At 64.9% G+C, this 20,305-nt stretch carries 16 protein-coding genes; 6 read left to right on the top strand and 10 right to left on the bottom strand.

Annotation, left to right across the window (positions count from 1 at the left end):
• Positions 1 to 13 precede the first annotated feature (13 nt).
• The 3 genes from QCE62_RS05015 (at position 14) to QCE62_RS05005 (ending at position 4,765) form a co-directional block, all read left to right on the top strand.
• Positions 14 to 892 carry a DUF2950 family protein gene (locus tag QCE62_RS05015; RefSeq protein ID WP_309915042.1) on the top strand — a complete coding sequence of 293 codons (879 nt, stop codon included), beginning with the start codon at positions 14 to 16 and terminating at the stop codon, positions 890 to 892.
• 754 nt (positions 893 to 1,646) lie between these two features.
• Positions 1,647 to 2,501 (top strand): bifunctional methylenetetrahydrofolate dehydrogenase/methenyltetrahydrofolate cyclohydrolase FolD, encoded by an 855-nt coding sequence (gene folD / locus QCE62_RS05010; protein ID WP_309915039.1) that lies wholly within the window; start codon positions 1,647 to 1,649, stop codon positions 2,499 to 2,501.
• 152 nt (positions 2,502 to 2,653) lie between these two features.
• Entirely contained in the window at positions 2,654 to 4,765 is a 2,112-nt protein-coding gene (locus QCE62_RS05005; RefSeq protein ID WP_309915035.1) for a M3 family metallopeptidase, read from the top strand.
• Positions 4,766 to 4,822: 57 nt separating this feature from the next.
• Here QCE62_RS05005 and QCE62_RS05000 read toward each other — a convergent pair whose 3' ends face one another.
• From QCE62_RS05000 to QCE62_RS04965, 8 genes are all read right to left on the bottom strand, one after another.
• Positions 4,823 to 6,097 (bottom strand): amidohydrolase family protein, encoded by a 1,275-nt coding sequence (locus QCE62_RS05000; protein WP_309915032.1) that lies wholly within the window; start codon positions 6,095 to 6,097, stop codon positions 4,823 to 4,825.
• A gap of 96 nt (positions 6,098 to 6,193) precedes the next feature.
• Complete coding sequence (locus tag QCE62_RS04995) at positions 6,194 to 6,784, bottom strand: GNAT family protein (RefSeq protein WP_309915029.1); 591 nt, start codon at positions 6,782 to 6,784, stop codon at positions 6,194 to 6,196.
• 56 nt (positions 6,785 to 6,840) lie between these two features.
• Positions 6,841 to 9,657 carry a sensor histidine kinase KdpD gene (locus QCE62_RS04990; RefSeq protein ID WP_309915026.1) on the bottom strand — a complete coding sequence of 939 codons (2,817 nt, stop codon included), beginning with the start codon at positions 9,655 to 9,657 and terminating at the stop codon, positions 6,841 to 6,843.
• Between the two features lie 25 nt (positions 9,658 to 9,682).
• Positions 9,683 to 10,279: a potassium-transporting ATPase subunit KdpC gene (kdpC, locus tag QCE62_RS04985; protein ID WP_309919627.1), complete on the bottom strand. Its 597-nt coding sequence runs from the start codon at positions 10,277 to 10,279 to the stop codon at positions 9,683 to 9,685.
• Positions 10,280 to 10,306: 27 nt separating this feature from the next.
• Positions 10,307 to 12,364 (bottom strand): potassium-transporting ATPase subunit KdpB, encoded by a 2,058-nt coding sequence (gene kdpB, locus QCE62_RS04980; protein WP_309919624.1) that lies wholly within the window; start codon positions 12,362 to 12,364, stop codon positions 10,307 to 10,309.
• 85 nt (positions 12,365 to 12,449) lie between these two features.
• The gene (kdpA, locus tag QCE62_RS04975) at positions 12,450 to 14,258 is read right to left on the bottom strand and encodes a potassium-transporting ATPase subunit KdpA (RefSeq protein ID WP_309915023.1); all 1,809 of its coding nucleotides are present in this window, start codon (positions 14,256 to 14,258) and stop codon (positions 12,450 to 12,452) included.
• Entirely contained in the window at positions 14,255 to 14,350 is a 96-nt protein-coding gene (locus QCE62_RS04970; RefSeq protein ID WP_309807913.1) for a potassium-transporting ATPase subunit F, read from the bottom strand. The genes kdpA and QCE62_RS04970 overlap by 4 nt, the downstream gene beginning before the upstream one ends.
• Before the next feature lie 246 nt (positions 14,351 to 14,596).
• Positions 14,597 to 15,148, bottom strand: a complete 552-nt coding sequence (locus tag QCE62_RS04965) for a glycosyl hydrolase 108 family protein (protein WP_309915020.1) — start codon at positions 15,146 to 15,148, stop codon at positions 14,597 to 14,599.
• A 487-nt stretch (positions 15,149 to 15,635) separates the two neighbouring features.
• Here QCE62_RS04965 and QCE62_RS04960 point away from each other — a divergent pair, with 487 nt between their 5' ends.
• From QCE62_RS04960 to xth, 3 genes are all read left to right on the top strand, one after another.
• Entirely contained in the window at positions 15,636 to 16,202 is a 567-nt protein-coding gene (locus tag QCE62_RS04960; RefSeq protein ID WP_309915017.1) for a hypothetical protein, read from the top strand.
• Positions 16,180 to 16,563, top strand: a complete 384-nt coding sequence (locus QCE62_RS04955; RefSeq protein WP_309915014.1) for a hypothetical protein — start codon at positions 16,180 to 16,182, stop codon at positions 16,561 to 16,563. The genes QCE62_RS04960 and QCE62_RS04955 overlap by 23 nt, the downstream gene beginning before the upstream one ends.
• An 89-nt stretch (positions 16,564 to 16,652) precedes the next feature.
• The gene (gene xth, locus QCE62_RS04950) at positions 16,653 to 17,435 is read left to right on the top strand and encodes an exodeoxyribonuclease III (RefSeq protein ID WP_309915011.1); all 783 of its coding nucleotides are present in this window, start codon (positions 16,653 to 16,655) and stop codon (positions 17,433 to 17,435) included.
• Between the two features lie 22 nt (positions 17,436 to 17,457).
• Here the strand turns inward: xth and ntrC are convergent, their stop codons facing one another.
• Both ntrC and glnL read right to left on the bottom strand, forming a co-directional pair.
• Complete coding sequence (gene ntrC / locus QCE62_RS04945; RefSeq protein ID WP_309915008.1) at positions 17,458 to 18,951, bottom strand: nitrogen regulation protein NR(I); 1,494 nt, start codon at positions 18,949 to 18,951, stop codon at positions 17,458 to 17,460.
• Between the two features lie 138 nt (positions 18,952 to 19,089).
• A complete protein-coding gene (gene glnL, locus QCE62_RS04940; protein ID WP_309915006.1) occupies positions 19,090 to 20,232 on the bottom strand; it encodes a nitrogen regulation protein NR(II) in 1,143 nt (380 codons plus the stop codon).
• Positions 20,233 to 20,305 lie beyond the last annotated feature (73 nt).

Here is a 20,305-nt window from a genome sequence, read left to right as displayed (position 1 = left end):
CAAGGATCCTGAAATGACCCCTATCCACACTTTCGCCTTACCGAAAAAAGCCCTGCTTGGCGCCGTGCTCGCCGCGTCGTTCGCCTCTTTCGCGTTCAGCGCGACGACGCACGCTCAAGCCGCATCGCAGGCTGTCTATCCGAGCACCGAGGCCGCGGCCCAGGCGCTGACGGACGCCATCGCCAGCAACGACGAACGCGCGCTCTCGACAGTACTCGGCAAGGACCACGCGCACTACGTTCCTACCGACAGCATCGGCGAACAGGATATCTATGCGTATCTCGGCGCATGGGCGCAGCAGCATCGCATCGTCGATGACCCGCAGCCGCTCGACGGCCGCCCCGCCGCGCACATCGAAGTCGGGAACAGCGGCTGGACGCTGCCGATCCCGCTCGTGAAGGTTGCCAATGGCTGGCGCTTCGACATGCCCGCCGCGCGCGATGAAGTGCTCACGCGGCGCATCGGCCGCAACGAGCGTTCGGCGATGCAGGTGGCGCTCGCCTATGTCGCCGCGCAGAAGGAGTTTCACGACAAGCAAGGGCGCTACGCCGACCGCTTCGTCAGCACGCCGGGCAAGCATGACGGTCTGTACTGGGAAACGGCGCCGGGCGAACCGGAGAGCCCGCTCGGCCCGCTGGCCGCGGCGATGCCGAACAAGCCGAGCGCGGCAGATGGATATTACGGGTATCACTACCGCATCCTGACGGGTGAGGGGGGGGCCACCGGAATGATCGCCACCCCTGCCCGATATGGCCAGACCGGGGTGATGAGTTTTCTCATGAAGGAGGATGGGCAACTGCTCGAGAAAGACCTCGGGGTGAAATCGGCCGCGGCCGCTTCGAAGGTTTCGTTGTCCAAACCAGGGACGGACTGGCAGCCGGTAACGCCGTAACGCCCAGCGCGCAGCGCAACGCTCCCGCAAACGGCAAGGCCAGGCTTGCAATCAACCTGGCCAGCCATCTGGGTTGAGGATCCCGTTCGAGTTTGCACTTCAGGTGCCGACGTCGGCCAAGCCTCCATACTTCTGAAGCGGCTCAATATAAACGTCTTTTTCTGTTCGACGATACTGCGTCGGACAGGCCGACGCGCGATGATTCAGTAGTCGCGGTCGACCCAAGCGCTCCGATGTTCAAAACTCGCCATTCGCTTTTCGAAACTCTCAATTTGTAGAAGGCCGTTTCAGACTGACAGCCGATGGATTCACGAGAAACAGGGCATTTGACCGGCTGTACATTACCCGGTAGTAGAGCCCATTGTGCTGGATATACAAAGCCGTGTTGCCGAGTGACCGGATAAGGGTCTCTGGATTTTCGCTTGCTTCACCACCCTGACATTCAGGTCCGCGCTCAGATATATATAGCGCGCGTGCGCTCGTTCTGTTCTTTATAAACTGCCTTCAGAACAGTAGCAGATGACTGAACGTCCGAAATAACGGGATGAAACATAAAACCGGGCGCAATCAAAACATTTTAAATCGATGTTTGAAAATGCATTGAAACTCGCAAGAATTCAGTGCTCCGTGACCCCATCCATGGAGGCACGGTATACTTACACCTGAACCACACTGATCCACACCGAGCCGCATCCGCACCCCGGCCCGACTCGATTCCTCGCACCGCCCCCTCGCTCATCCCACACGATTCACCATGACCGCCCAACTCATCGACGGCAACGCCCTCTCCAAGACCCTTCGCGCCGAAGTCGCCCAGCGCGCCGCCGCTCTCTCCGCCAACGGGCACAAGCCGGGCCTCGCCGTCGTGCTGGTGGGCGACAACCCCGCGAGCGAGGTCTATGTGCGCAACAAGGTGAAGGCGTGCCACGACAACGGTCTTCATTCCGTGATGGACCGCTTTCCCGCGACGCTCACCGAAGCCGAACTCCTCGCGCACATCGCGAAGCTCAATGCCGATGCCGCCATCCACGGCATCCTCGTGCAATTGCCGCTTCCGGCGCACATCGACAGCCACAAGGTCATCGAGGCCATTGCCCCGGAAAAGGACGTCGACGGCTTTCACGTCGCGAACGCAGGCGCGCTGATGACCGGCAAGCCGCTGTTCCGCCCGTGCACGCCCTACGGCGTGATGAAAATGTTCGAGGCGCACGGCATCGACCTGACGGGCGCGAATGCCGTTGTGATCGGCCGTTCGAACATCGTCGGCAAGCCCATGGCCCTGCTGCTGCTCGAAGCAGGCGCCACTGTCACCATTTGTCACAGCAAGACCCGCGATCTGGCGAAGCACGCGCGCGAAGCGGACGTGATCGTCGCCGCGGTCGGCCGCCGCGACATCCTGACCGCCGACATGGTGAAGCCGGGCGCGACGGTGATCGACGTCGGCATGAACCGCAACGACGAAGGCAAGCTGTGCGGCGACGTCGATTTCGCCCGCGTGAAGGAAGTGGCCGGCTACATCACGCCGGTGCCGGGCGGCGTCGGCCCGATGACCATCACGATGCTGCTTGTCAATACCATCGAAGCAGCGGAGCGCGCGGCGCAGGGCTGAACCCGTAGCTCAGACCGGGTTTGAAACAATCTCGCATCCTGAAAAAACTATCGATTGGAATTTGCCCCGCCCGCCCCAATAATCCTTGAGAGAACCCGGCGCCAGGCGCGCTGTCCCGCCGGGGCTTCACCCAACACCAGAACGGGAGAGCCATGAGCGACACCACGTCCACCCCGGCAGCGGCCAATCCGCTGCTCGATTTCTCCGATCTGCCGCGTTTCGGCGAGATCCGTCCCGAACACGTCACGCCCGCGCTGGATGTCCTGCTGGCGGCGGCACGAAGCGCCGTGGATCGGGCGGCCGCGCCGGACACGCCCGCTACCTGGACGGACGTCGTCGAGGCGGTCGAACTGGAATCGGAAAAGCTGTCGCGCGCGTGGGGCGTCATCGGCCATCTGAACGCCGTCGCCGATACCCCGGAACTGCGCGCCGCCCATGCCGAAAACCTGCCGCGCGTGACCGAATTTTCCGCGAGCGTCGGCCAGAACCTCGCGCTGTACGAGAAATACAAGGCCATCGCCGCCGGTCCGGAATTCGCGGGCCTGAGCGCCGAGCGCAAGAAAATCCTCAACAACTCGCTGCGCGACTTCCGTCTGTCCGGCGCCGAATTGCCCGAAGACCGCAAGCCGCGCTTCGCGCAGTTGCAGGAAGAACAGGCGGCGCTCTCGAAGGCGTTCTCCGATCACGTACTCGACGCCACCAACGCCTACTCGTATGTCGTCACGCAGGAAAGCGATCTCGCCGGCCTGCCCGACGACGTGATCGAAGGCGCGCGCGAAGCGGCCCAGCGCGACGGCAAGGACGGCTGGAAATTCACGCTGCATTTCCCGTCGTATTTCCCGGTGCTGCAATACGCCGAGCATCGTCCGATGCGTGAAGCGATGTACCGCGCCTACGTCACGCGTGCATCCGAACTCGGTGAAACCTACGGCGGCGGCAAGGCCGAGTGGGACAACACGGCGAACATCGTCGAGAACCTCGCCCTGCGCGACGAGGAAGCGAAGACGCTCGGCTATCAGAACTTCGCTGAAGTGTCGCTGGCCCCGAAAATGGCCGAATCGCCGGCGCAGGTGATCGCGTTCCTCGAAGACCTCGCCGCCCGCGCGCGTCCCTACGCCGAAAACGACTGGATGGAACTGCGCGCCTTCGCCGCGACCGAGCTCGGCATGCCCGAGCTGCAGCCGTGGGACGTCGCCTACGCGGCCGAGAAGCTGCGCCAGAAGCGTTACTCGTTCTCGGAAAACGAGGTCAAGCAATACTTCCCGCAGGAAGCCGTGCTGAAGGGTCTGTTCAAGGTCACTGAGACGCTTTTCAACGTGTCGATCCGCCGCGATGAAGCCGCCGTGTGGAACCCCGACGTGCGCTTCTTCCGCGTCGAGAATGCGGACGGCACACTGGTCGCACAGTTCTATCTGGATCTCTACGCGCGCGAAGGCAAGCGCGGCGGCGCCTGGATGGACGACGCCCGCTCGCGTCACAAGCGCGTCCAGGGCGGCGTGCAGACACCGGTGGCGTATCTCACCTGCAACTTCTCGGCGCCCGTGGGCGGCAAGCCCGCCTGCTTCACGCACGACGAAGTCATCACGCTGTTCCACGAGTTCGGCCACGGCCTGCATCACATGCTGACGCGCATCGACGAGCTGGGCGTGTCGGGCATCAACGGCGTCGAGTGGGATGCGGTCGAACTGCCGTCGCAGTTCATGGAGAACTTCTGCTGGGAGTGGGACGTGCTTACCGACATGTCCGCCCACGTGGACACCGGCGCGCCGCTGCCGCGCGATCTCTTCGACAAGATGCTCGCCGCGAAGAACTTCCAGAGCGGACTGGGAACCCTGCGCCAGATCGTCTTCTCGATGTTCGACATGGTGCTGCACACGTCCTACGATCCGGCCAACGGCACGCAGAACGTGAACGACCTTGCTCGCGCGATCAACGAGCAGTTCCACGTGATTCCGCAGGCGCCGTTCTCGCGCTGGCCGAACACCTTCAGCCATATCTTCGCGGGCGGGTACGCGGCGGGCTACTACAGCTACAAGTGGGCCGAAGTGCTGTCCGCCGACGCGTACGCCGCGTTCGAGGAAGCCGCGAAGCTCGGCAGCGGTTCGGTGCTGGACGGGCAAACGGGCATGCGCTATCGCCGGGAGATTCTGGAAGTGGGCGGCAGCCGCCCTGCAATGGAATCGTTCAAGGCGTTCCGCGGCCGCGAGCCGGACATCGATGCGTTGCTGCGGCATAACGGCATGTCGGGACAATCGGTGCATTGATAGCACGCTGACTCGCACGGCTCGAGACGCCGGCATCCCATGGATGCCGGCGTTTTGTTATCTGCTGATGCGAAAGTCCACTTCACCGGGCCGGCCTTCCAAAGCCAGCGTCGCGCGCACGGCGGGACTGCGGCTCACCACCTTCCCTCTTCGCACCACGGCCGTGCGGGCCGCGCGCAGGCGTATGGCCTCGATCGGATCGCGCGCATCGAGCACCACGCAGTCCGCGTGACAGCCCACTTCGATCCCATAGCCCTCCAGCCCGAGGATGCGCGCCGGATTGACCGTGACGGCCTCGAAGCAGGCGCGCATCGCCTCGACGCCCGTCATTTGCGCCACGTGCAGCCCCATGTGCGCGACTTCGAGCATGTCGCCCGAGCCGAGGCTGTACCACGGATCCATCACGCAATCGTGGCCGAACGCAACCGTGACGCCCGCCGCCATCAACTCCGGCACGCGCGTCATGCCGCGCCGCTTCGGATAGGTATCGGCGCGTCCCTGGAGCGTGATGTTGATGAGCGGATTGGCAATCGCCGCCACGCCGGATTCGCGCATCAGCGGGATCAGCTTGCTCACGTAGTAGTTGTCCATCGAGTGCATCGAGGTCAGATGCGAACCCGTCACGCGTCCTTGCAAGCCCAGCCGGTGCGTCTCGGCGGCCAGGGTTTCGATATGGCGCGACATCGGATCGTCCGACTCGTCGCAATGCATGTCAACGCGCAAGCCCTGTTCAGCCGCGAATTCGCACAGCAGCTTCACCGATGCGGCGCCGTCCGCCATCGTGCGCTCGAAATGCGGAATGCCGCCGACCACATCGACACCCAGCGCGATCGCACGCTTCAGGTTGTCGAAAGCGCCGGCGCTGCGCAACACGCCGTCCTGCGGGAACGCGACGAGTTGCAGGTCGAGATAGGGCTTCACGCGCCGCTTCACTTCGAGCAGCGCCTCGACCGCCAGCAGGCGCGGGTCGCATACATCCACGTGCGAGCGAATGGCGAGCAGCCCGCGCGCCACGGCCCAATCGCAGTATTGCAGCGCCCGTTCGACGAGCGCTTCCTGCGTGAGATCGGGCTTCAGTTCGCCCCACAGCGCGATGCCTTCGAGCAGCGTGCCCGATGCATTCACGCGCGGCAGGCCATAGGACAGCGTGGCGTCCATGTGGAAGTGCGCATCGACGAAAGGCGGCGTGACGAGCGCACCGGCAGCATCGATTTCCTCGCGCGCGGCGGCGGAGAGATGCGGCTCGATGGCGGCGATACGCCCGGCATCCATGCCGATATCGACGAGTTCGCGCGCTCCTGCGAGCGCCGCGCGGCGAATGATCAAATCCATGTGCGAAGCCTCCGTCCCGGGCCGTGTGTCCGGTGTCTGGTTTGATTGTAGCGGGACAGAAATGCGGTGCAGCACGGCGGCAGCACAACGCAGCGATCAGGCCGTCCGCCTGAGCCTCGCTTCGAGCATCGCCTTCACGCCGGGCCATTCGTCATCGATGATCGAAAAGCGCACCGAATTGCGCTTGCGGCCATCCGGCATGATGCGCTCGTGACGCACGATCCCTTCATGCTGCGCACCGATGCCGAGAATGGCGGCGCGGGATTTCTCGTTGAGCTCGTCGGTCGTGAACTGCACGCGCACGCATTGCATGACCTCGAATGCGTACGTGAGCATCAGCAGCTTCGCCTCGATATTGATGCCGGTGCGCTGCGCCGAGGCCGCCAGCCATGTGCTGCCGATTTCGCACTTGCGGTTGACGCGGTCGATCTTCCAGAAGCGCGTGCTGCCGACAACGCGTCCATCCTCACGCCGCACGATCACGAAGGGCATGACCGTGCCGGCGTCGCGGTCCGCGAAGACGGTGTCGATCATGCGGTCGATGGTGTCCTCGTTCGGCACCACCGTCACGCGCAGATTCCACAGTTCGCCGTCGGCGGCGGCCGCGAGCAGAGCGGCGCGGTCTTCGCGCCGCAGTGGCCGGAGCTGCACGCGCGTGCCGCTCAACGTGGGTTGGGATTCGCTCATGGCCGGTCATCTTTCGTGGATCGAGCGCACATCATAAAGCGCTGTGGACCCAAGCCCTACGCTTCCCGCGAAGAAGGTTCACCGGGCGGGATGTCATCGGGCACATGATCGGGCACGTCCAGCGGTGCAGCGTCGCTCACCGGCAGCGTGAACCAGAAGCGCGCGCCCGACACGCGGCCTTCGCCGTCCCGCCGATTCTCGACGCCGATCTTCCCGCCGTGCGCCTCGACGATCGCACGGCAGATAGCAAGGCCCAGCCCGATTCCCGCCTGCGCCGATTCCTTCTCGCCGCGCGTGAACTTGTCGAACAGACGCGCCCGCAGCGCCTCGGGCACGCCCGGGCCGTCGTCGTCGAGATGCACGCGCACGACACGCGCATTGCCCCCGTCATCCTGATCATCCGCCTCGACCAGCGCGGCGCCGATCGCCACCGGCGTGCCCGGCGGCGTGTACTTCGCCGCGTTCTCCAGCAGATTGGCGAAGAGCCGTTCCATCAGCACCGCATCGAGTTCGAGCAAGGGCAAGTCCGCCGGCACGTCGGTGCGCACCGCCCGGCCCGCGAGCACGCGGCGCGACGCGGCGAGCGCCGCGCCGACGGTTTCCTCGAGCATCGACCACTGCCGGTTCAGCCGCACCGAACCGGCTTGCAGCCGCGCCATGTCGAGCAGATTGATCACGAGTCCGCTCATGCGCAGCGCTTCCTCGTGGATCGCCTGCACCAGTTCGCGCGAAGTTTCCGGGTTGCCGCCGCCCGCCTCGCGCGCCTGTTCCTCCAGCACGGACGCGAAGCCGACGATCGACGTCAGCGGCGTGCGCAAGTCATGCGAGATCGCCGACAGCAGCGAGTTGCGCAACCGCTCCGATTCCATGTTGACGAGCGCATCCTGCGCGATCTCGACGTAATGCACGCGTTCGAGCGCAAGCGCGATCTGCGCCGCGAAGGTCTCGATCATGCGGCGCTGCTCGGGCACCGCGAACTCGCCTTCGCGCCCGGTGACGAGCGCAAGCACGCCGCGCGTGCGCATCGGCGCCTTCAGCGGCAGATACAGCGCACGGCTTGCCGGCAAGGTGTCGGTGCCGCGGCCCGCCGGACGCTGCTGGTCGTAGACCCATTGCGCGACATCGCTATCGAGGGAGATTTCATCCAGTCCGATGCCGCCCTCCTCGACCACGTTCCGGCGCACCTTGTCCGCCGCGTCGGGCAGCAGGATCGCGGCCTTCGCCTGGAAAACCTCGGCGACATGCCGCACGCCGATCTCGACGATCTGCCCGGTCATCAACGCGGCGCCCAACTCCTTGGTCATCGCATACATGGCGCCGGTCCTGCGCTCGCGCAGCGACGCGATGCGCGCCTGGCGCCTGAGGCTCGACGTGAGATGACTGATGGTGAGCGAGGTCAGCAGCATCACGCCGAAGGTCAGCAGATACTGTGTGTCCGTGACCGAGAACGACAGTTGCGGCGGCACGAAGAAGAAGTCGACGGCCGCGACCGAGAGAAACGACAGCATCACGCCCGGCCCGCGCCCGAGCCGCACCGCCGTGAAGACCACGCCGAGCAGGTAGAGCATCACGAGATTGGTGATCGCGAACTGACGCGCGGCAAGCAGGTCCGCCAGCAGCGTGATGCCCGCGCCGATCGCGAGCGCGATGCCATACGCGCGCGGCGGCGAGTGCGCGCCGTCGCGCCACGCGGCGAGCGCGCCCGGACGCGGCGCCTGCGTGCCGCCCGGTTCGTCGCGGGCGCCAGTCGCCACCAGCGTCACGTCGATATCCGGGCCGCGCTGGAGGATGCGCTCGCTCACCGGGGCATCGAAGAGCCGCCGCCAGCCGCGCGCCGCCGACGCCCCCGCGACCAGCTTCGAGACATTGCGCAGCCGCGCATAATCGATGAGCGTCGCGGCGGCATCGGCGCCATCGAGCGTGACCGTTTCCGCGCCGAGTTCGGCCGCGAGCTTGAGCGCGTCGAGCGTGCGGGTGCGGCGTTCGTCGGAGAGGCGCTGCAGCTTCGGCGTCTCGACATAGACGGCGAGCCAGTCCGCCTTCAGCGCCGCAGCGAGACGCGCCGCCGCGCGTACCAGCGTCGCGCTCTCCGGTCCCGGCCCGATGCATGCAATCAGCCGCTCGCGCGCCCGCCAGATGTGCTCGATGGACTGGTCGGCACGATACTCGCGCATCTGCGCATCGACGCGGTCCGCGGTGCGGCGCAAGGCCAGTTCGCGCAGCGCGATCAGGTTGCCCTTGCGAAAGAAGTTGCGCACGGCATGCGCGGCCTGCTGCGGCACGTAGACCTTGCCATCGCGCAGGCGGTCGAGCAGTTCTTCGGGCGGCAGATCGACGAGCGTGACTTCGTCGGCGAGATCGAAGATGCGGTCGGGGATCGTCTCGCGGACCCGGATGCCGGTAATCCGCCCGACGATGTCGTTGAGGCTTTCGAGATGCTGGACGTTGACGGTCGTGTAGACATCGATGCCCGCATCCAGCAACGCCTGCACGTCCTGCCAGCGCTTCACATGGCGCGCGCCCTGCACGTTGGCGTGCGCGAGTTCGTCGACGAGAATCAGTTGCGGCTTGCGCTGCAGCGCGGCGTCGAGATCGAACTCGGCGAGCACGCGGCCGCGATAGTCGATCCGCGCGGGCGGCAAGCTGTCGAGCCCCTGCGCGAGCGCGAGCGTTTCCTTGCGTCCATGCGTCTCGACCACGCCCACCAGCACCTCGCCGCCTTCGTCGCGGCGCCGGCGCGCGGCCTGCAGCATCGCAAAGGTCTTGCCGACGCCCGCAGACGCCCCGAAGAAGATCTTCAGCCGGCCACGCTGGCGTTTTTCTTCCTCGCGATGAAGTTTGTCGAGAAGCTCGTCTGGAGTTGGGCGGGGCATTCGCTGTGTCGGGTGGGCTGGCGCTTCAGGTTCCGCTCGTACGTGCCGGTTCTGCTTGCTGGTCCAGCGCCAGGTTCAATTTAAGCACATTCACCCGCGGCTCCCCGAGCAAGCCGAACTGACGTCCGGACGTGGCCTGCGCCACCAGCGCCTCGACCCGTGCAACCGGCAGGCCGCGCGCGCGGGCCACTCGCGCCACCTGATACGCCGCGGCGGCCGGACTGATTTCAGGATCGAGCCCGCTCGCCGACGACGTCACCAGATCCACCGGCACGGCCTCCTGATTGTCCGGATCGGCGGCCTGCAATGCGGCGATGCGCGCCTTCACTTCGTCGACGAGCGCGGGGTTGGTCGGCCCGAGGTTCGAACCGCCCGAGCTGCCCGCGTTGTACGGATTCGGCGTCGTCGCCGAGAGACGGCCCCAGAAGTAGCGCGGCGCATCGAACTGCTGCCCGATCAACGCCGAGCCGACCACCTTGCCGTCGCGCTCGATCAGGCTGCCGTTGGCCTGACGCGGAAACACGGCCTGGCCGATCGCGGTGACCGCCAGCGGATACAGCACGCCCGTCAGCACCGTCAGCGCGACGAACAGCACGAGCATCGGACGCAATGAAGTTTTCATCATGATTCTGCCTTTGAAAAGATGGGCTCAGTGCCAGCCGAGCGCGGTGATCGCCATGTCGATCAGCTTGATGAACGGAAACGGCAACACGATGCCGCCCAACCCGTACACGAGCAGATTGCGCCGCAACAGCGCGGCCGCGCCGAGCGCGCGATACTTGACGCCCTTCAGCGCGAGCGGAATCAGGAACACGATGATCAGCGCGTTGAAGATCACCGCCGACAAGATGGCCGACGACGGCGACGCCAGATGCATCACGTCCAGCACGCGCAACTGCGGATAGGTGGTCGCGAACGCGGCGGGGATGATCGCGAAGTACTTGGCGACGTCGTTGGCGATGGAAAACGTGGTCAGCGAGCCGCGCGTCATCAGCATCTGCTTGCCGATCTCGACGATCTCGATCAGCTTGGTCGGGTTGGAGTCGAGATCGACCATGTTGCCGGCTTCCTTCGCCGCCTGGGTGCCGGTGTTCATCGCCACGGCGACGTCGGCCTGGGCGAGCGCGGGAGCGTCGTTGGTGCCGTCGCCGGTCATCGCGACGAGCCGGCCTTGCGCCTGATGCTCGCGAATGATCGTGAGCTTGGCTTCGGGCGTCGCTTCGGCGAGAAAGTCGTCGACGCCTGCTTCGGCCGCGATCGCCGCTGCCGTGAGCCGGTTGTCGCCCGTCACCATCACCGTCTTGATGCCCATCTTGCGCAGCTCCGCGAAGCGCTCGCGAATGCCGCCCTTGACGATATCCTTCAGCTCGATCACGCCGAGCGCGCGCGCTTTGCCGTTCACACACTCCGCCACGACGAGCGGCGTGCCGCCGCGCCGCGCGATCTCGTCGACCGCGTGCTGCACTTCCTGCGGAAAGCGCCCGCCGCGCGTCTCGACGTACTGTTTCAGCGCCGTCGCCGCGCCCTTGCGAATCTCGCGGCCCGGCAGGTCGACGCCGCTCATGCGCGTCTGCGCGCTGAACGACAGGAAGTTCGCGTGCAGCGCCGCCATGTCCCGGGCGCGGATGTCGAAACGCTGCTTCGCCAGCACGACGATGCTGCGGCCCTCCGGCGTCTCGTCGGCGAGCGAGGCGAGTTGCGCCGCATCGGCCAGATCGCGTTCGTCGATGCCGGGCGCCGCGCTGAACGACGACGCCTGCCGGTTGCCCAGCGTGATCGTGCCGGTCTTGTCGAGCAGCAGCACGTCGACGTCGCCCGCCGCTTCCACCGCGCGCCCCGAGGTCGCGATCACGTTCGCCTGCATCATGCGGCTCATGCCGGCCACGCCGATGGCGGACAGCAGCCCGCCGATGGTCGTCGGAATCAGGCACACGAGCAGCGCGACCAGCACGGTGATCGTGACCACCTGGCCCTGCCCCGCCGCTTCGACGGCGAACATCGAGAACGGCAGCAGCGTGGCGGTCGCGAACAGCAGCACGAGCGTCAACGCCACCAGCAGGATGGTCAGCGCGATTTCATTCGGCGTCTTGCGCCGCTTGGCGCCCTCGACCATCGCGATCATGCGGTCCAGGAACGCCTCGCCCGGATTCACCGAGACCCGCACCACGATCCAGTCCGACAGCACCCGCGTGCCGCCCGTCACCGACGAGAAGTCGCCGCCCGACTCGCGGATCACCGGCGCGGATTCGCCGGTGATGGCGGATTCGTCGACGGACGCGACACCGTCGATCACTTCGCCGTCGGCGGGGATCACGTCGCCGGCCTCGACGAGCACGACGTCGTCGCGGCGCAGATCGGTGGACGTGGTGATGCGGATCGGCGACTTCGGATGCGGCTCGTTGAGCTTCTTCGCCATCACGTTGTGCTTGGCCTGGCGCAGCGCGGCCGCCTGCGCCTTCGAGCGGCCTTCCGCCAGCGCTTCGGCGAAGTTCGCGAACAGCACCGTGAACCACAGCCACAGTGCAATGGCGAGGATGAAACCGGCGGGCGCCTCGGCCTGACCGGCGAGCGCGGCGATCCACAGGATGGTCGCGAGCACGCTGCCGACGTAGACACAGAACATCACCGGATTGCGCAACTGCGTGCGCGGCGCGAGCTTCCTGAAGGCATCGACGACCGCGGGGCGGACGAGCGCCGGATCGAACATCGAGCGTGCCGCCGTGCGCGCCTGGCCGAGATTGCCCGGGAGATGCGCAGACGCTTGTTTTTCGTGATTCATGCAGTCCTCGAAATCATTGTCCAGCGATCATGGCGAGATGCTCGACCACCGGTCCCAGCGCGAGCGCGGGTACGTAGGTGAGCGCGCCGACCAGCAGCAGCGTGCCGAGCAGCAGCACGACGAACAGCGGTCCGTGGGTGGGCAAGGTGCCGGCGTTGGCAGCGAGACGCTTCTTCGCGGCCAGCGAGCCGGCGATCGCCAGGATCGGCACGATGGTGCCGAAGCGGCCGAACCACATGGCGACGGCGAGCATCTGGTTGTAGAACGGCGTGTTGACGGACAGGCCCGCGAACGCGCTGCCGTTGTTGTTGGCGGCGGAGCTGAACGCGTAGAGGATTTCGGAGAAGCCGTGCGCGCCCGGGTTGGCTATCCCCGCCTTGCCCGCCGAGGCCAGCACGGCGACCGAGGTGCCCGCGAGGACCAGCATCGGCGTGAGCAGGATCACGATGGAGACCATCTTCATGTCGAAGGCCTCGATCTTCTTGCCGATGTATTCGGGCGTGCGGCCGATCATCAGCCCCGCGACGAACACCGCCAGCAGCGCGAACGCCAGCATCCCGTAGAGACCCGAACCGACGCCGCCGAAGATGACCTCGCCGAGCTGGATCAGCAGCATCGGCACGAGACCGCCGAGCGGCGTCAGCGAGTCGTGCATGGTGTTCACCGCGCCGCACGAGGCGGCCGTGGTGACCACGGTGAAGAGGCCGGATTGCGCGATGCCGAGGCGCGTCTCCTTGCCCTCCATGTTGCCGCCCGGCTGCAGCGCCGAAGCGTGGGCATCCACGTGCAGCTTCGTCACGAGCGGATTGCCCGCCTGCTCCGCCGAGATCTCGCCGACGCAGGCCACCGCGAGCGCGATGGTCATCGCCGCGAGCACCGCGTGACCCTGCCGTCCATCGCCGACCATGCGCCCGAAGGTCACGCACAGCGCGGCGGGGATCAGCAGGATCGCGAGCATCTGGAGGAAGTTGGAGAACGGCGTCGGATTCTCGTACGGATGCGCCGAGTTGGCGTTGAAGAAGCCGCCGCCGTTGGTGCCGAGCATCTTGATCGCTTCCTGCGAGGCCACCGGACCCATGGCGAGGGTCTGCGTGCTGGCTTGCTGATCCTGCATCTCCGGCTTGCCCTGCGCGTCCTTGATCGGGTTGCCTTGGGCGTCGAGGCGCGGCGCCTGATACGTCGTGACCTGGAGTGTGGGCACGTTGGCATACGGCCTGAAGTTCTGTATCGCGCCCTGGCTGACGAACACCAGCGCCAACACCACGGCGAGCGGCATCAGCACATAGAGCGTCGCGCGCGTCAGATCGACCCAGAAGTTGCCGATGGTCTGCGCGCCATGACGCTTGAAGCCGCGCACCAGCGCAATGACCACCGCGATGCCGGTCGCCGCCGAGAGGAAGTTCTGCACGGTCAGGCCCAGCATCTGCGCGAGATAGCCGAGCGTGCTTTCGCCGCCGTAGTCCTGCCAGTTCGTGTTGGTGACGAAGCTGACGGCGGTGTTGAAGGCGGCGTCGGGCGTCATGCCGGCCATGCCCTGCGGATTGAGCGGCAGCACCGCTTGCAGACGCAGGATCGCGTACAGCAGCAGCGCACCGAACCCGTTGAAGAGCAGCACGGCGAGCGCATAGTGCTTCCAGGACATTTCCGCTTCGGGATCGATGCCCGCGACACGATAGAGCACCTGCTCGACCGGCCGTCCTATCCTGCGCACGACGACCGACGTGCCTTCGAAAACGTTCGACATATAGCGCCCGAGCGGCAGCGCGAGCGCGATCAGCACGGCGATGAAGAGCGCCGTCTGCATGAGACTGCTGGCGTTCATTCGAGCTCCTCCGCGCGCAACAGGGCGTACACGAGGTAGACGAGAAGCAGCAGCGTGGCGGCGGAAGCCAATGCGATCATCCAGCCGTTCATGGGCGGCCTCCCGGCGGATGGCGGCGCAACTGTTCGCAGCCGCTTGCGAGCGCCATGCAGAATCCCAGGAACAGGACAATGCCGGCGAGGTAAAACAGGTCCATTGTGTGGTTCTCCCCTTGTGCGATCACTGCGATCGGGACAAGGGGAGATTAGGGAAAGCCGCGTAAAGGGCGCGACAAGAGTGGGAGACGGCGTGTAAAAATCGCGTATACGACGCGGCCCCGTGTGGTGCTTGTGGCTCGCCTAGCCCGCGATGCTGAACGCCCGGTTCAACTGCCAGCCGTACTCGAAGCTCTCCTGCGACGGATCGTCCTCCGCGATCTCCACATAGCGCACCGACTGCTGGGCAGCGATCATGCCGAGCAGCACGCGGCGACCGTCGTTACCGCGCTGACCGATGAAGCTCTGCATCGCGGCAAGCGTCATCGGGCCGATGAGTCCGTCCGCCGAGATGTCGTCGTAGGCGGACTCCTGGTCGTTCAGCACGTTGAGCGCGCGTTGCAGGAACCGGACGCCGGTGGCAGGCCCCATGTTCACGCCGATGTCGAACAGCTTGCCGGCAATGTCCTCGTCGATGGCGTTGACCTCGTCGAAATGCGGTTCCTCCCAATAGCTTTGCAGATAGATGTCGATGGCCACTTCGCGCGGCATCTCGTCCATCGGGCCGGTATAGCCGTACACGCGAGCGGTCGCCTCGGTGATGCCCCACATGGTTTCGCCGCCCGCGTCGTCGGGATGATTCGAATAGCCGCCTTCGAGGCCAATGGTTTCTTCGATGAGGTCGATCGGATTCATTTGAACAAGGATGCGCGTGAGTGTGAAAGACGAGCGCGAGCCGTCCTTGCGATGGTCGACTGCGTTCGCTCGCATGAGCAGGATCACCAACTGTTTCACTCGCTCGATCGGCTTTGCTTGCTTGATCGAGCAGCATGGCCGCAGGTCCGGCGATGCGGAGCCAGTATCAGCGAGTTCGGGAGGAACTTGACGCCCGTTCTGGGAAAGAATCGCCCGTGTGGAGTGAATTGCAGCCGTGGCGCGCAGCATCGTGCGGCACGGCTTCGGAACCTGCAACGCGCAGGACGGACCACGCGGCGCAAGCCGCATTTGTCACGGCGGATGTGAATGATTTCGTAGAATGCCGGGCTGTATCACGCCGCTTTTTGGACACCGGTGTCAACGATTTAGGCAGGCTTCCTCGAGAACATGGTTGTTCTGCGAGGCGGTCGCGCTGATGCCATAGACGTAGCTGGCCTCTGCTGACCGGACCGTCATCGTAATTCGCATGCTCAACCTTGTCAGTCCAGCTCAGCAGATCGCATTTGCACGCTTGTACGAGTTCTTCTCCGAACAAAAACGCTGGTACCGGCCACTCTGGGGAATCAGCACCGTGCTCGCCATGGACGAACTGTTCGAAGCATGCACGGTCATGAAACAGGGGCATCTCAGCGAGGGATCGGTCAAGCGTATCGCCTCGTCATTGCAGGAACGCACGAAAGACAGTTCGCGCGGCGTTGCGGTGAGCGAGTTGTTTCGAAGCGATCGCATTTTCGCAAGCGATGGAAGCCAGGACGTTGACGCTGCACTGGAACTGCTTGCGCACCTCGAAGACAGTTCGCCGCCTGCCGCGATCGCGGCAGGCTGGGGGGCGATCGAAGGTCTGCTTGCCGATCCCAACGACAGGGCTTCGGCAGCGGACAATCTGGCGACGCTCGTCACCTGCTCCTTTCCGCGCGGAGCTTACGTCACTATCCCGACGTGCAGAACGCATTTTTCCCGCCGAGTGTGCAGAACTGGCCGGCATCGAGGCAAACCGGGAACGGTCGCGCGTGCTGGCCAGAATGATCCTTGAAGAGCGCATGCCCGTAATGCCCTCCGTCGCGGATCAAGCAGCCGTCGCACGGATGAGAAAGTTGTTGCTGAACCCGCAACCGGAATGGCAGACGATCAAGGAGCTGATCGCGGAATCGTTTCATCGCCTCTACCGCCAACGCAACCTCATCCTCCATGGCGGCCGGCTGGACAGTGTTGCCCTGGACGCGAGCCTGCGCACCGTCGCAAAGCTCGCTGGAGCAGGCATGGACCGGATTACTCACGGTCATTACGAGCAGGGACTCAGGCCACTCGAACTTGTCGCCAAGGCGACTATGGCCCTCGCGGTCATCGATAAAGCTTCGCCGCCCGGATGTGTCGACTTGCTCGAAACGACGTGATACGGATCCGGGCTGACTACACATCCATCCTCATGTTGCTGGCCAAGTAAAATGTCACACCGCCGAAGCATCACCATTCTGGACATCTCGTGAAGATAGCTACCTGGAACGTCAACTCCCTCAAAGTCCGCCAGCAACACGTCATCGACTGGCTCGCGCTGTCGGGCGTCGACGTGCTGTGCCTGCAGGAACTGAAAATGCCCGACGAGAAGTTTCCGCGCGCGGACCTCGAGGCCGCCGGCTACAAAAGCTGGTTCGCGGGACAGAAGACCTATAACGGCGTCGGCATCCTGGTGCGCGCCGACGCGAACTTCGAAGTGGACGAGATCAGCGTCGTGCGCAACATCCCCGGCTTCGAAGATTTGCAGCAGCGCGTGATCGCCGCGACCATCGATGGTGTGCGCATCATCTCGGCCTATTTCCCGAACGGCCAGGCGCCCGGCACCGAGAAGTTCGCCTACAAGATGCGCTGGCTCGACGCGCTGCGCGAATGGCTGCGTGAAGACATGGCCCGGCACCCGAAGCTCGCCCTGCTCGGCGACTACAACATCGCCCCCGATGACCGCGACGTGCACGACCCGAAAGCCTGGGAAGGCCAGAATCTGGTGTCGCCGGAAGAGCGCGCGCACTTCACGCAACTGCTCGAACTCGGTCTCACCGATGCCTTCCGCCAGTTCGAACAGGCCGACAAGCTCTTCACGTGGTGGGACTACAGGATGATGGCGTTCCGCCGCAACGCGGGGCTGCGCATCGATCATATTTTGTTGTCGAAGGAACTGGCCGCGACCTGCACCGCATGCGAAGTCGACAAGGTGCCGCGCAAGTGGGACCAGCCGTCGGACCACGCGCCCGTGATCGCGACGCTCGGCTGATCCCGTCTCGCGGGCATCGGCGTCACGCGTCCAGGTGCAGTTCCTGGATCTTGCGCGTGATCGTATTGCGCCCGATGCCCAGGCGCTCGGCCGCTTCCACCTTGCGGCCACGCGTGAAGTCGAGCGCCTCGCGAATCACGGCGGCCTCGAAACGGCGCGCGAGTTCGTCCATCACGTCGGCGGAGTTCTCGCGCAACAGCCGTGCGACCTCGGTACGCAAGCCGTTCTCCCATACACTCGCCGCCACTCCCGCCGCCAGCGGCGCCGCAACAGCCGGCGCGCCCGCGCCGTTCTGCGCGAGCGGCGCCGCGGCCACGGCGCCATCGGTCGAAACCGCGATGGACTCGGCCGCGTAGTCCTGGCGCGGCGTGAGATCGGGCGGCAGATCCTTCTGCTCGATCACCTGCGCCGGCGCCATCACCGTCAGCCAGTTGCACAGGTTTTCGAGCTGCCGCACATTGCCGGGAAACGGCAGCGACGCAAGATACGCCAACGCCTCGTCGGACACGCGCTTCGGCTCCACGCCAAGGTCGCGCGCGCTCTTCTGCAGGAAATGCCGCGCGAGCAAGGGAATGTCTTCGCTGCGTTCGCGCAAGGCCGGCAGGCGCAGCCGGATCACGTTCAGCCGGTGATACAAGTCCTCGCGGAACAAGCCTTGCCGCACGCGCGCATCGAGATTCTGGTGCGTCGCCGCGATCACGCGCACGTTGGCCTTCAACGGGTTGTGCCCGCCCACGCGATAGAACTGCCCGTCCGACAGCACGCGCAACAGACGCGTCTGCAAGTCGAACGGCATGTCGCCGATTTCGTCGAGAAACAGCGTGCCGTTCTCGGCCTGTTCGAAACGGCCCTGGCGCATCGCCTGCGCGCCCGTGAACGCACCGCGCTCATGGCCGAACAGTTCGGATTCCAGCAGATCCTTCGGAATCGCCGCCGTGTTCAGCGCGATGAACGGCCCGCTCGCGCGTGGGCTATGTCGGTGCAAGGCGCGCGCGACAAGCTCCTTTCCGGTGCCTGATTCGCCCGTGATGAGCACGGTCGCCGCCGAGTGCGAAAGCCGCCCGATCGCGCGGAACATGTCCTGCATCGCGGGCGCCTGGCCGAGCATCTCGGGCGTTTCCGTCACCCGCTCGTCATAGGCCGCTTCGCCGCGCATGCTTTCGTCCACCGCGCGGCGAATCAGTTCGACTGCCTTGTCCACGTCGAACGGTTTGGCGAGATATTCGAAGGCGCCGCCCTGGAATGCGGCCACGGCGCTGTCGAGATCCGAGAAGGCCGTCATGATGATGACCGGCAACCCCGGCAGACGATCGCGTACCGTCTGCAACAATTCGAGCCCCGAGCCGCCCGGCATGCGTATGTCCGACACGAGCACCTGTGGACTTTCGTGTTCGAGCGCGGCGAGCGCGTCGCGCACGCCTGAAAAACTGCGCGTCGAGAAATTCTCGCGGGCCAGCGCTTTTTCCAGCACCCAGCGGATGGATTGGTCGTCGTCTACTATCCAGATCGGCTTCATATCGTTCGGCGAGAAGTCTTCGTATGGTTCGGTGTGAGCCCGTCGAAACGGTGCGGCTTCAAAGCGTGATGCGGACGCGGCCTAAGTGGATGGCGGCCTGTGACGTGATGGCGCGTGATGTCGATGGTCAAGCCGGCTTCAGCTCCCGAATGGCAACAGGATGATGAACTCGGTGCAGCCCGGTTTGCTTTCCACTTCGATCAATCCATCGTGCTGCTGCACGAACGTTTGCGCGAGCGTGAGACCCAGGCCGCTGCCGTCTTCCCTGCCCGACACAAGCGGAAAGAAGATCCGGTCACGAATCTCACTGGGGATTCCGGGACCGTTGTCAGTGATATGCAAGTCCAGTGCCAGTTTGTGCAGCTTCTTGCCGACCGTCACCTTGCGTGCGATGCGTGTACGCAATTCGATCTTTGCATCGCCTTGGGAAATGCGTTCGCGTAACGCCTCCGCCGCATTGCGCACGATGTTGAGCAACGCCTGGATCAGTTGTTCCTTGTCGCCGCGCAGGTCGGGCACGCTGACGTCGTAGTCGCGTTCGATCGTGAGCCCGCGCGGGAACTCGGCGAGGATCACCGCGCGCACACGTTCGCATACTTCGTGAATGTTCACGTCGCCGACGATATGCGGATGCCGGTGCGGCTCCAGCAGGCGATCGACCAGCGTCTGCAGCCGGTCCGATTCCTTGATGATGACCTGCGTGTATTCACGCAGTTCGTCGCGTTCGAGCGCGCCCAGTTCGAACTCGAGCAACTGCGCCGCGCCCCGGATGCCGCCGAGCGGATTCTTGATCTCGTGCGCCAGGTTGCGGATCAGCTGCTTGTTGACCGCGGTCAGGTCGTGGATGCGTTCTTCGCGGTCCGTGCGCAGGTGGCGCTCGTTCTCGAAGAGTTCGAGCAGCACGTAGTCGCTGGCCGCTTCGAGATAACCGACGATCGCATGGACATGCACCGGCTCGCGGTTCGGACGATCGAGCACGGCGTCGAGACGCGTCGCGTTGAACCGGTTCTCGGCGATCGACGCGATCGTGCCCGCGAGTTCATCGGCGTTCGCGAACAGCTCGGTCCAGTTCATCTGCGTCAGCTGCTTGCGCGACATCTCCAGCATCGCTTCCGCCGAAGGATTCGCGTACGCGATGCGCACATGCCGCATGTCCAGCACGAGCACGGTCGTCGGGAGCGCCTCGAAACCGGCCAGCAAACCGCTGCTGGATAGTTGGGCGTCGTCGGAAAGCGCGTCGGCGTGGCCACGGCGCGCCTTGATCAGATTCTTGAGCACCATCGGGCAATGATTGAAGCCGTTCGTGAAACCGATCTTGTAGTTGGATTTCGGAAAACCGCGGCGATGAAAAAAG

It is taken from the genome of Caballeronia sp. LZ033 (genome assembly GCF_031451265.1).
Classification (GTDB): domain Bacteria; phylum Pseudomonadota; class Gammaproteobacteria; order Burkholderiales; family Burkholderiaceae; genus Caballeronia.
Note: the sequence above shows the minus strand (reverse complement) of the source record. Positions and strands in the feature narration are given on the sequence as shown.

Excerpts from the sequence above, each read along its gene's own strand:
- QCE62_RS04970 (WP_309807913.1), bottom strand. The coding sequence starts at position 14,350 with ATGAACGGCTGGATGATCGCATTGGCTTCCGCCGCCACGCTGCTGCTT.
- QCE62_RS04960 (WP_309915017.1), top strand. The coding sequence starts at position 15,636 with ATGCTCAACCTTGTCAGTCCAGCTCAGCAGATCGCATTTGCACGCTTG.
- QCE62_RS04995 (WP_309915029.1), bottom strand. The coding sequence starts at position 6,784 with ATGAGCGAATCCCAACCCACGTTGAGCGGCACGCGCGTGCAGCTCCGG.
- QCE62_RS05005 (WP_309915035.1), top strand. The coding sequence starts at position 2,654 with ATGAGCGACACCACGTCCACCCCGGCAGCGGCCAATCCGCTGCTCGAT.
- QCE62_RS04990 (WP_309915026.1), bottom strand. The coding sequence starts at position 9,657 with ATGCCCCGCCCAACTCCAGACGAGCTTCTCGACAAACTTCATCGCGAG.
- glnL (WP_309915006.1), bottom strand. The coding sequence starts at position 20,232 with ATGGTGCTCAAGAATCTGATCAAGGCGCGCCGTGGCCACGCCGACGCG.
- kdpC (WP_309919627.1), bottom strand. The coding sequence starts at position 10,279 with ATGAAAACTTCATTGCGTCCGATGCTCGTGCTGTTCGTCGCGCTGACG.
- QCE62_RS05000 (WP_309915032.1), bottom strand. The coding sequence starts at position 6,097 with ATGGATTTGATCATTCGCCGCGCGGCGCTCGCAGGAGCGCGCGAACTC.
- QCE62_RS05015 (WP_309915042.1), top strand. The coding sequence starts at position 14 with ATGACCCCTATCCACACTTTCGCCTTACCGAAAAAAGCCCTGCTTGGC.
- QCE62_RS04965 (WP_309915020.1), bottom strand. The coding sequence starts at position 15,148 with ATGAATCCGATCGACCTCATCGAAGAAACCATTGGCCTCGAAGGCGGC.
- folD (WP_309915039.1), top strand. The coding sequence starts at position 1,647 with ATGACCGCCCAACTCATCGACGGCAACGCCCTCTCCAAGACCCTTCGC.
- kdpA (WP_309915023.1), bottom strand. The coding sequence starts at position 14,258 with ATGAACGCCAGCAGTCTCATGCAGACGGCGCTCTTCATCGCCGTGCTG.
- kdpB (WP_309919624.1), bottom strand. The coding sequence starts at position 12,364 with ATGTTCGATCCGGCGCTCGTCCGCCCCGCGGTCGTCGATGCCTTCAGG.
- ntrC (WP_309915008.1), bottom strand. The coding sequence starts at position 18,951 with ATGAAGCCGATCTGGATAGTAGACGACGACCAATCCATCCGCTGGGTG.